Here is an 11,630-nt window from a genome sequence, read left to right on the forward strand (position 1 = left end):
AAAATAAGATGAATTTTAGCAACAAACAGTCACTAACTGGTCTACTGCATCGAAAATCTCACCGTCGCTACCTGGCCTGCATCATCCATCACCAGCAGTTGATAATCCCCTTTAGTCGCCAGCCGTAACGTAAGACGACGTCCGCGTTCATCCAGCCTTTCACCGTTAAGAAACCACCAGCGTTCACCGCTCCCACCGCTGGTTTGCACCGGCAATGAGGCTTGAGCAGAACCGGGTAAACGCTTCACAATCGCGCCATCACGAATGCCTGTCAACTGCAACGGCTGCGAAGCGTCTTGTCCCAGCGGCGGACATGTGGCAGAAACTGGCGGTAATCTCGCCCCACGACGTTCTGATTCCGGTAGCCATGGCTCCAGCGGCAACGGCCAAACGATTAACGTTTGCTCGTGCGCCTGCGGGCAATCCGCCGCCACACGTTTGCCTTCATCATCCAGCCAGACAGGAAAACGAATGCCATTAACCCCTTCCTGCTCGGGCAATAATAACGTTGGCGGCTGACTGCCATCCAGTAACCAGGTTGCCAGACGGCGACGGCAGTTGCTGTCACCGGAGGCAAGAGATTGCCCGCCCGGCCAGCACACCACACCACGACTCACGGATTCAGGGCGTGGATCTTCCGGCTGATTTGTCCCGCGAGAGAGCAAAAGATTGTTGACCTGATTGAGCAACGGCACGGCACTGGCGAAACCAAACTGCCCCACCACTGGCGTACCATCGGGCCTGCCGGTCCAGATACCGATCACATAACGCGCATTAACGCCAATCGCCCAGGCATCGCGATAGCCATAGCTGGTACCCGTTTTCCACGCCAGAGGGACCACTCTGCTCAGCGCGTTATCCGGCAGCGGTTGCGCTTCGTCAGCCATAATGCGGCGAATAATCCACGCCGCGCCCGCCGACATCAACGGACGTTCCAGTAGTGGGTCACCCGGCTGCAGACGCAGTTTTCCCGCTTTTCCCTGGCGGGCAAAGGCGCTGTACGCTGCGGCCATATCTTCCAACCTTGCCCCCGCGCCACCTAAAATCAGCGACAGATTCGGCGTAGCCCCTGCGGGCAGATACAGCGGTAAGCCGACGTTACGTAACGATGCGGCAAAACGCTTCGGGCCATAGGCTTCGAGTACCTGCACGGCGGGTAAATTCAGCGAGCGCACCAGCGCTTCGCTCATGCTCACCGGGCCATGAAAACCGCTGTCAAAATTCCCCGGTCGATAGTCCCCGGTTCGCCGCGGGACATCCTGCAATAACGAAGCGGGATGGATGAGTCCGTCATCCAGCGCCAGGCCATAAACAAACGGCTTCAGCACCGAGCCAGGCGAACGGATCGCATTCACCATATCCACATGACCAAAACGAGAGTCGTCATTCATATCTACCGACCCCACCCAGCCACGCACGCTCATATCGGTGTGATCGACCACGATCATCGCCAGCGAACTGCGCGCAGGTAAGCGCCCCTTCCAGTTTTGCGCCAGCTCTTCCAGTTGACGCTGCAATCCGGCATCAAGGGTAGTCACGATTTTATCGCTTCGGCTTTTTCCCAACATCATGCGCGAGAATAACGGTGCTAACTGCGGCATTTGCCGGGGCGCCAGCCAGACCGGTTCTTCACGCGACTCCTGCACCTGTCTGGCAGGCCAAATGCCCTGGGTCGCCATACGTTCGAGCACTTTATTACGCGCCGCTTCAGCACGGTCCGGCCAGCGATCCGGACGCAGACGGCTCGGTGCCTGTGGCAAAACAGCCAGCAGCGCGGCATCGGAGTAACTCAATTGCACGGGTGATTTACCAAGATAAGCCCAGCTGGCCGCCCCCACGCCCTGCAGCGTACCGCCAAACGGCGCACGGTTAAGATACAGCGTCAGGATGTCGCGCTTGGACAGATGCCATTCCAGCTGCAATGCGCGCCAGAGCTGGCGAAACTTGCCGCCAAAGGTGCGCGGATGGGGATCGAGTAATCGTGCGACCTGCATGGTGAGCGTACTGCCGCCAGAAACCACACGCCCAGAGGAGAGGTCTTGCCATGCCGCGCGCAGTACTGAAAACGGATTGACGCCGGGATGCTTCCAGAACCAGCGGTCTTCGTAGTTAATTAACGCCTCAAGGTAGCGGGGCGACACCTCATCAATCGTTACCGGATACCGCCAGATACCATCCGCATCGGCAAAGCGCCACAGCGGCGTACCATCATGCGCCACCACGACCCGCGCCGGATCGACTTCGTGCAGCGGCAGCGGCCAGATTTTATCTGCCGCCCAAACCGCCGCCACAAACAATAGTGCAACGGCTGCCAGCCAGAGCCAGCAGCCGCGTTTACCCAACCCGCGTATCATTTACGGTCTGACAATCAAAAGTCCCTCTGTCGCACCGGTCGCGCGCCACTGCGGAATATACATTGATTCCACCTGCGGGACAGGAACCCGGTAGGTCCCCGGCGTTACCGCCCGCGCCAGATACACCAGCGTAACCGGTTGTCCTTCGTTGACCGCCACCGCGGCGACAAAGCGATCGTCACGGAACTCAACGTGCTGGATATCTGCCTGCTGCATCTGATTGAGCAGATTCGCCACTTCGCTGCCGCTATCCTGCAGGCTGGCACTGCCGTTGGCCAGATTCTGGTTTTCCAGTTCCAGTCCTGCTGGCAGTAAATCGACCACCAGCGCATCCGGCACGTTCTGGCTGGCTTTTACCTCCAGCCAGACCAGCACCAGTTCGCCGCTACGCAGCGAATCCAGCGATTTGCTATTTCCGTCAATTCCCAGGATTTGCCGCTCAATATGCAGAACGTTGCTGGCAGGCGTCGGTGCGGTTTGTGGATAACCACTCACATCCAGACGCAACCACAGCGGTAGATTACCGGTATTGGTGACGCTCAGCGTAGACAGCGCATCGGCATCCAGATTGCGGGTTAGCGATTTATCCCCTGCTAATGGTTGTTCCGAGAGTGACGTTTGCGCCTGCCACGTACCAGGCAAATCCTGTAACGTACGCGCGGCAAGGAACAACGCATTATTTTCCTGAGTCGAGAGCCAGCGCTGTCCAAAGGCCTGTTCTGACAACGTGTTCAGCAGCGTATTCTGCACGTCAGGTTTGATCTTGTTCTCTTCGAGCAAGGCCAGCATCAACGCGTTATCCCGTAAGGCACTGCCGTAATCCGCCATCCACTGTTGCGTATCGCGGCGCGGTGTATTCAGGGCCAGCGTCAACGCCTGTTCACTGCGATTGGCATCGCCCATATTTTTCAGCGCGATCCCCAGTTGTAACAGCGGTAAACCAGAGGCTGCTTGCGCACGACGCTCCCAGATCTCACGCAATGCGCCGAGCGGAGCTTTTTGCTGATGTGCCAGAACCAACGCGGCGTAGGCTTGTACGGCAAACCGGCTTGCTGAAGAGTCGTCGGTATAGCGAATCGACATCATGCCCGGATCCTGCAAATAGCGCAGTAGCCGCTCGTTGCCCCGGTTAATCACCTCTACCGGGACACTGTAGCCCTGTTCATTTGCCCGGACGAGGAAATCCATGACATACGCGGTCAGCCAGTACTCTTCCGAGCCGTTTTTATCCCACAGCGCAAAACCGCCGTTATCACGCTGCATCTGCACTAAACGGGAAATCCCAATATCAACTGCCGCGCGACGTTTTTCATCGCTGTCGCCCACAATACCTAACGCCTTCAATTGCGTTGCGTTGGTGTATAAGGATGGGAACAACCCGCTCGCCGTTTGCTCCAGACAACCGTAAGGGTACGCTTTCAGTTCGCGGATATAGCGCGCCAGGTTTAGCGGCGGCTTACCGCTGAACAGCAGTTGCCCTTGCATCGTCACAGGGGAGAAATTGGTCAGTTCTTCGCCCGGAAGCTGCCAGGTCGCGCCCGGCTGAAGTGCGACACCATTATTAACGGTTTGCGCCGGGAACGCCGGACGCACGCCAATCTTCCACTGTTTATGCTGAACAGGCAGCGTTTCACCCGGTAAAGTCAGACCGCTAATTTCTGCCTGAATTTCGCCATCGCCAAACCCTTCCCGCGCGCGCACCGGAATAAACAGCGTAGTCCTTACGCCTGGCGCCAGATTTACCGGTGCGGGATCTTGCCCCATCAGCTCCAGTAAACCATTGGCCGCGAGCTTAATATTCAGCGTTTGCGGTTTGTCAGTCAGGTTAGTCACGTCCAGCGTCAGGCGCGACGTATCTCCCCCCGCCAGAAAGCGCGGCATATTCAGCTCAGCAATTACTGGTGCGGCGACAATCACTTTGCTTTCGCTGCTGCCAAAGTCATCCGTCGTCCAGGCCTGCGCCATTACCCGCAGCTCGCCGTTGAAATCACCGATAGGTAACGTCACCGTACCTTCGCCCTGATCGTTAAGCGTGACCGGCAGCGCCTGTTGCGCCACAATATTGACGTGATTAACCGGTGGCTTACCGCCGCGTTTTAATTCATCGCCATCACCACCAAAGCGCAGCGCCGCCAGGCGTCCTTGCCCTTCGATCACCTGGCCGTAAATATCATAAATATCCGCGCCATAGCGTTTTTGCCCGAAAAACGCCTGCCACGGATCCGGCGTGGCGTAATCGGTAATGTTTAGCACCCCGCTATCAACGGCAGAGACCAGCACGTTAACCTGTTTTGGTACGTCGCCATTTTTGACGCTGGCTTTAATCTTGACGGTCAACGGCTGGTTTGGACGTATTTTCGCCGGGTTTTCCAGCGCCAGCGCCAGACGACGGTTTTCGTCACCTAACGGCAAATGCAGTAAACCGACCGCCCGTTTTGGCGTTGCCGAACGGGACTTGTCGCCAGGACGAACCACCAGCGCACTAAGATACAAATCGTGGCGATTCCAGGTTTTATCGATTGGGATGGAGATATCGAGACCATCCGCCGGTACGTCTATTTCTTGCCACCACAGCGGGCCTTCGCTGGATTCCACCATCGCATAACCTTTGCCAGCAGCGGGAGCGGCAACGTGCAGCTTCATGGTATCACCGGGACGATAGCTGGGTTTGTCCAGTTTCAGCGTCACGCGATCGGGACGCACAGCCCCACTGCCGTCGCTGTTATCCTGCCAGCTATAACCGGCCCAGAAGCGTACGCTGCTCACCGCATCATTCGGAGCTTTCACTTCCAGACGATAGGCGCCCCACTCAACCGGGAAGCTGACTTTACCGGTTTCATCGGCCTTAAGATCCAGAGTCTGCTCACCTTCAACCAGATCCTTTTGATCGAACTGTGATTGCCAGCCCTCGCCTTCAGACCAGTTCCAGTAATAATCTCGTCGCTCGCGGATCAAACGCACCTGCAAACCGGACACCGCTTTTTTCTCGCCTTGCGCATCGGCATACACAATGTCGAAAGCGGCGTTGCTGTTTTCATCAACGATAGGCTGATTCACGGTGGTATCGGTGCGGTAGTCATAGACGGCTTTTGCTGCAAACTGCGGACGAATGCCCGGCAGCGTATCCGCAGGCCAGATGGCTTGCTCAACCCGACGCGTCACCGGACGGCCCCCTGACTCCAGCAGACTGGCTTGCAAAACCACCTGTAACGGGGAATGCGTCTCCTGCCACTGGCTGTTGGTGGTCACTTCGCCGCGTCCGTGGTCATCCAGCGTGAGCTGAACTTCATCGAGGCTGCGGGAAAGATTTTCTTCGGCAATATTACCAAACTGGAACCCCGGCAATGCCTGCACCGCTTCGCGCAGCGGGCGCAGGAAAAGCTGCCCTTGCAGAGCATTGCCGTTAGCGGGCGCACCGTACAGGTAGTAGCCCACTACCGAAAACTTCACGTCATCAGTTGGTGCCACCGGGATCTTATTGGCGGTGAGATTGAGCGCCATCCGCTCAGGCATAAAATCTTCGACGTGGAAATCCCACATCCGCGACTGGTTATCACCGGTATTAGCCCGAATATGCCACATGCCGGTTGGCGCGTTGGTGTCCAGCGGCCAGCTAAAGCGGTACAAGCCGTTTTCCGGTTGGCTAACCACCGAGCGTAACACTTGTCCGTCGGGCTTCACGACCTCCAGCTTCACCGGTTGGTCGGGCAACGTTTTGCCATCGCTGTCACGCAGTAATCCGTTGAGGATCACCGTTTCGCCGGGACGATAGAGATCGCGTGGGCCGAACATAAAGAACTGCTTGCTGTATCCCGGCGCACCGGCAATATCAAATTCAGCCAGATCCAACGCCGGGAGCTTCAGATCCAGCAGCGTGGTTTGCCCGTCTTTGCGGGCCAGCAATAAAGCCGCGTCTTTATCAGTCTCCAGTTTGACATGACCCTGAGCGTCGCTGGTAGCCTGCGCCAACGTCTGTCCTTTTTCATTGAGTAACGTGACCTCAATCCCCTGCTGCGCGGCGCCGTTTTCCAGACTCTGCGTAAAGACATCCAGTTGATTATGGTAACGGTGTACAGACACACCAATATCGCTGAGCGTGAACAGCGTAGCGGCATTACTGTAGTTGTATTGTCCAGCCTGATTCATCACCGCGATGTAAACACCTGCTTGCTGCAACGGCTTGATATCGCTCAGCGGCAACAGCAGCTTCTCACGGGTGTTGCGCGCAGGATTGAGGTCAAAGCGTCCGGTATACACCAGTTCCGCCATTTTCAGCAGATTGTCAGATTCCCAGTTAGTCAACGAATTGCGGTATTCCCACTGGCTGACAAACGCACCGAGCGACTCAGGCTTCACGCGGAAGAAGTTCACATCTACGCTGTTAACGTTAAGGGCCATCACCGGCAGCCCTTCAATCACTTTTCCCGGCAGCAGCGAGCCGCGACTGGCAAACCCTACGCTTGGCTGGACGTCGCGAGTAGTAATGTTTTTTTCATAATCAATAGCGAACGTCGCTTTATTTAGCGCCAGCAAATCACGCTCAATGGTAACGACCAGTTCCCGGTTAGGTTCAAGATGGCGTAAGCGTAGCTCTTTCAGATTTGGCGCCAGCTCCCAGGCACCATCCACTTTGCCGCTTTTTTTATCAACAACATGCACGACGCGGGAAAAATCTTGTTCCGGATCGAGGGGAATGGAGAATGTCAACACGAGCGTTGCCGCACCGTCGAGCTGGACCTCTGAGGCATCCAGCAGCGTCAGCGACTTGCCCTGGCTTTGCTGCATCAGTTTTTGTAATTGAGCCTTATCTTTTGCTGGCGCTGTCTGTGGCGCAGGCGCATCAGGCTTCGCAGCCGTCGGTGATTTTTCGTTATTATTATCGCACCCGACCAGTGCCAGCATCAGCATGCAGGCCGCTACGCGTAAATGTTTCATTTTTCATCCCTGGCCGTAGTGGCCCGTTAGCTACGTAGAACAACTATTATGCGTCAGATTTCCGGCGGTGGAAGTCAGTAACTGAACAACGTTGTCTTAATTTTAGTGATTAATGTGGATTCACCTGACAAATCAGCCTGTTTTACTTGTCGCTTTACGGTAAACATCCGACAATTTGCCAAAACCTGGTAAAAATGGAGATGCCTATGACCACCGCCTTCTTTGTCGCTGCCGACTGGCTTGCCGAACACATTGACGACCCGGAAATACAAATTCTTGATGCCCGAATGGCACCTCCAGGACAGGAAGATCGCGACGTTGGCGAGGAGTATCGTGCGGGCCATATTCCTGGCGCAGTCTTTTTTGATATTGAAGCGCTTTCCGATCATACCTCACCGCTACCGCATATGATGCCGCGCCCGGAAGCTTTTGCCGTTGCGATGCGCGAACTGGGCGTTGATCAGGATAAGCATCTGGTTATCTACGATGACGGTAATCTGTTTTCCGCGCCACGCGCATGGTGGATGCTGCGGACATTTGGCGTCGAAAATGTCTCCATTCTGGCGGGCGGTCTGGCAGGCTGGAAGCGCGATGATCTAATGCTCAAGGAAGGCGATGAGGATTTACCTGAAGGTGAATTTAACGTGGCCTTTACGCCTGGCGCTGTTGTGCGTGTTACCGATGTACTGCTGGCCAGTCATGAAAAAACCGCACAGATTGTCGATGCGCGACCGGCTGCGCGTTTTAACGCAGAAGTTGACGAACCTCGTCCTGGCCTGAAGCGTGGTCATGTGCCCGGTGCGCTTAATGTACCGTGGACAGAATTGGTTCGTGACGGCGAGCTGAAAACTACCGACGAACTGGATGCTATTTTCTTCAGTCACGGCGTGAGCTTTGACCGCCCGATTATCGCCAGCTGCGGCTCCGGCGTAACGGCTGCCGTGGTGGTGCTGGCGCTTGCCACGCTGGGCGTTTCTAACGTCGCATTGTATGACGGCGCATGGAGCGAGTGGGGTGCTCGCAACGATTTACCGGTAGAACCATCTGAGGCTAAATAAAATCTGATTTATTCATCTTTTTCGTCCACAAAAAAACCGCTCAAATGAGCGGTTTTTTTGTGCTGGTCCGGTTCGCGGCCTTTCCAGCAGGCTATGTCACCATAGCAATGCAAGCGTACATCAGGGGGCAAATAGTCCCTTTTAAGGGAGTAAATGTCAAGTTAATTAGCTGCGAAACTATTCACTATTTGAGGTATTATCTTTTCCGGCCCTTTTCGCCGCCTCGCAAGCGGGCACTGGTTTCAGGAAAGGATGTCCCATGGCCGTATAAGCAAGCGTACATCAGTGCTTGCTATCACGGCATTATCGCCAGTGGTGCTGTCGTGATGCGGTCTTCGCATGGACCGCGCAATGAAGATACGATACTTCTGTATCGTGCTTGTTGTATCTGGTGCATTGTGTCTTCACGGTGATCAGAGTTACTCAGGTAATTCTGCACGCATGACGCTCAGCGCCCAGAGCAAGTAAGCTTGGTAGCCGCCTTTCGGGGCGGCTTTCCTTCACTCAGATAATCCGATTCTGTTTAAAGTCGCGCAGGAAACCGCCCCAGCGACGTTCATAGAACGGTGCGATGTGCTCAGTGATAAAATGGCTCACACCCTTCTCACCTTTCCTCACCAGGCAAATATCAATCGGTTCATCACCCGGTAACGTATCCGTTGCAACACTCCCCGTGGCATGAATAATCTCTTCAATATCGCCATCCGCTTCAATGCCAATCAGCAGATTCGGCTGGGCTTCCGCGCTTTCTTTGATTGAGCAGAGAAACGCGCGTTTTACTGGCTTAATGGTTTTAAACAGCGTAGTCAGCGAGTCAATCATCTGCGCCGGAGGTTCAGCGACTTCAGAGAGGATCAGCGATTCACCGCCTTCCAGTACTTCCTGGGTGCTGAGCGGATTCCCTTCTTCCCCCATCAGCAGGCTGATTTCACGCGGCATAAATTCTTTGCCGGTCGGCAGTTTCGCGTTGAGAAACAGCGTTTCGCCGAGCGTCATTTCAAACAATGTACGCACCGGCATGACGACAAACGCCTGCTCATCTTCAACCGCCTGCTGCAGAGCTTCCAGGGAGGTGAAGAACGGGATCACGGTCGTGCCGTCTTCTTTTTCCCAGTGCTGAAGATCGAGGGCGCTGTCTTCAACCACCGCCTCGCCTTCTGCGGCTGTACCCGGCACCCAGACGGTAGACTCCAGTAAAGTACGGAAAAATGCCGGACGATGCGCAGGCTCTGTCGCCGCTTGCTCCAGCAGGGTTTCTAATTCGTTTTTCGTTTCGGACATAGAGATCACAAATTATGTATATGGGTTGTAGGCCTGATAAGACGCACGGCGTCGCTATCAGGCATAATGCCGGGTGGCACTTCGCTTACCCGGCCTACAAAAACACCGTTCAGGCAATCAGCAGATTTGCAATCGTGCGCACACCCAGACCAGTTGCGCCCGCAGACCACTGTTCAACTGGCGCTTTGCGATAGGTTGCAGAGCAGTCGATGTGCAGCCAGCCTTGCTGATAGTTTTCCACGAAATGGGACAGGAAACCCGCCGCGGTGCTAGCACCCGCCGGATAGGCCGCACTGCCGGTATTATTCAGCTCGGCAAAGTTAGACGGCAGCTGGCTACGGTGGAACTCTGCCAACGGCAGACGCCAGAACGGCTCGTTTTCTTGCGCCGCGCTTGCCAGCAGACGGGCAGCCAGTTGATCGTCAAAGCTAAACAGCGCATGGTAATCGTTGCCCAGCGCAGTTTTCGCCGCGCCGGTTAGCGTCGCAGCATCAATGATCAATTCTGGTTTTTGCGCGCTGGCGTCAATCAGTCCATCGGCCAGTACCAGACGCCCTTCGGCATCGGTATTCATCACTTCAACTTTTTTACCATTGCGATAGTGAATAATATCGCCGAGCTTAAAGGCGTTACCGCTGATCAGGTTATCCGCGCAGCACAGATACAGCTTCACGCGCTTGTTCAGACCACGGGTGATGGCGAACGCCAGCGCGCCGGTCACCGTTGCCGCGCCGCCCATATCAGACTTCATCGAGTCCATAAATGCGCTTTGCTTGATGCTGTATCCGCCGGAGTCAAAGGTAATTCCCTTACCCACCAGGCAGGCATAAACCGGGGCTTCTTTATCGCCAGTTGGATTGTAATCCAGCGCCAGCAGCACCGGAGGACGTTCGGAGCCACGACCTACGGTATGCAATCCCATGTAGTTCTGCTCGCGCAGATCTTCGCCTTTAGTGATGCGGTAAGAGACGTTATCGCAGGCAACAGAGCACAGCAGGTCTACTGCGCGTTGCGCCAGCTGTTCCGGGCCCAGCTCTTCTGCCGGGGCGTTAATGGTATCGCGCACCCAGTCAATAATTTTCAGGCGGTTATCCAGCTCTTTGCACTGCGCCTCATCCAGAGCGGCCCACTCAACTTTGCGGGTGCCTTTTGGTCCTTTGTAGCCCTGCCAGAACGCCCAGCTACGTTCGGTATCCCAGCCTTCACCGTCCAGTTGGACATGTTTAATACCCAGGCCGTCAATTTTACGGGCGGCGCGCTGGATAAGGCCGAGGTCATCTTTTCCGTTCAGGTGCAGGGTAATGCCATCATTATTAATGCTGTATGTCGCCTTTTCACCCCAGCGGGCATCAGCGGGTTGCGTGGAAAGCGTAATTTTCATGGCTTCTGTCATTTTATTTATCCTTATTTTCGCGCATACAGGAAAACGGGCCACCCGTGGGCAGCCCGTTGACTTATTCGGCTTCGTCCAGCCAGACCAGCAAAATGGCCTCAAGGATTTTTTCGTTCGATGCCTGTGGATCATCATCGAACTCTTCCAGGTCACAGATCCACTGGTGCAGATCGGTGAAACGAACGGTCTTGGGGTCGAGATCGGGGAACGCGTCGTACAGCGCCTCGCCGATTTCACGGCTATCGGTCCACTTCAGTCCCATACTACCCTCTGTTAATGCTCACGTGCATGATTGATTGTGTAACGTGGGATTTCGACCACTAAATCGTCCTCGGTGACACGTGCCTGACAGCTTAAACGGCTCTCCGGCTCCAGTCCCCAGGCTTTATCCAGCATGTCGTCTTCTTCTTCTGTGCTTTCCGGCAAAGAATCAAAACCTTCACGTACGATGCAGTGGCAGGTTGTGCAGGCACAGGATTTTTCACAGGCGTGTTCAATCTCGATACCGTTACGCAGGGCAACGTCAAGAATGGTTTCGCCGGTCTCAGCTTCCAGAACTGCGCCATCGGGACAGAGATCCTGATGAGGCAAAATAACAATCTTTGGCAT

The 11,630-nt window shown here is 55.3% G+C and carries 8 protein-coding genes; 2 read left to right on the forward strand and 6 right to left on the reverse strand.

The window, feature by feature from the left end; all coding sequences use genetic code 11:
• Positions 1-41: 41 nt before the first annotated feature.
• Entirely contained in the window at positions 42-2,354 is a 2,313-nt protein-coding gene (pbpC, locus tag WC1_RS07455; RefSeq protein WP_016150756.1) for a peptidoglycan glycosyltransferase PbpC, read from the reverse strand.
• Entirely contained in the window at positions 2,355-7,289 is a 4,935-nt protein-coding gene (locus WC1_RS07450) for an alpha-2-macroglobulin family protein (protein WP_016150757.1), read from the reverse strand.
• 206 nt (positions 7,290-7,495) lie between these two features.
• Here WC1_RS07450 and sseA point away from each other — a divergent pair, with 206 nt between their 5' ends.
• Entirely contained in the window at positions 7,496-8,347 is an 852-nt protein-coding gene (sseA, locus tag WC1_RS07445; protein ID WP_003037701.1) for a 3-mercaptopyruvate sulfurtransferase, read from the forward strand.
• Positions 8,348-8,698: 351 nt separating this feature from the next.
• Positions 8,699-8,815 carry a small toxic inner membrane protein TimP gene (gene timP / locus WC1_RS25075; RefSeq protein ID WP_242670821.1) on the forward strand — a complete coding sequence of 39 codons (117 nt, stop codon included), beginning with the start codon at positions 8,699-8,701 and terminating at the stop codon, positions 8,813-8,815.
• A gap of 36 nt (positions 8,816-8,851) precedes the next feature.
• Here the strand turns inward: timP and sseB are convergent, their stop codons facing one another.
• The 4 genes from sseB to fdx form a co-directional block, all read right to left on the reverse strand.
• Complete coding sequence (gene sseB, locus WC1_RS07440) at positions 8,852-9,628, reverse strand: enhanced serine sensitivity protein SseB (protein ID WP_016150758.1); 777 nt, start codon at positions 9,626-9,628, stop codon at positions 8,852-8,854.
• A gap of 109 nt (positions 9,629-9,737) precedes the next feature.
• Positions 9,738-11,021, reverse strand: a complete 1,284-nt coding sequence (gene pepB / locus WC1_RS07435) for an aminopeptidase PepB (protein ID WP_016150759.1) — start codon at positions 11,019-11,021, stop codon at positions 9,738-9,740.
• 61 nt (positions 11,022-11,082) lie between these two features.
• Positions 11,083-11,283 (reverse strand): Fe-S cluster assembly protein IscX, encoded by a 201-nt coding sequence (gene iscX / locus WC1_RS07430; protein ID WP_003037694.1) that lies wholly within the window; start codon positions 11,281-11,283, stop codon positions 11,083-11,085.
• A gap of 11 nt (positions 11,284-11,294) precedes the next feature.
• A complete protein-coding gene (gene fdx / locus WC1_RS07425) occupies positions 11,295-11,630 on the reverse strand; it encodes an ISC system 2Fe-2S type ferredoxin (RefSeq protein WP_003037690.1) in 336 nt (111 codons plus the stop codon).

The sequence above is a fragment of the Citrobacter sp. KTE30 genome, assembly GCF_000398825.1.
Classification (GTDB): Bacteria; Pseudomonadota; Gammaproteobacteria; order Enterobacterales; family Enterobacteriaceae; genus Citrobacter; species Citrobacter freundii.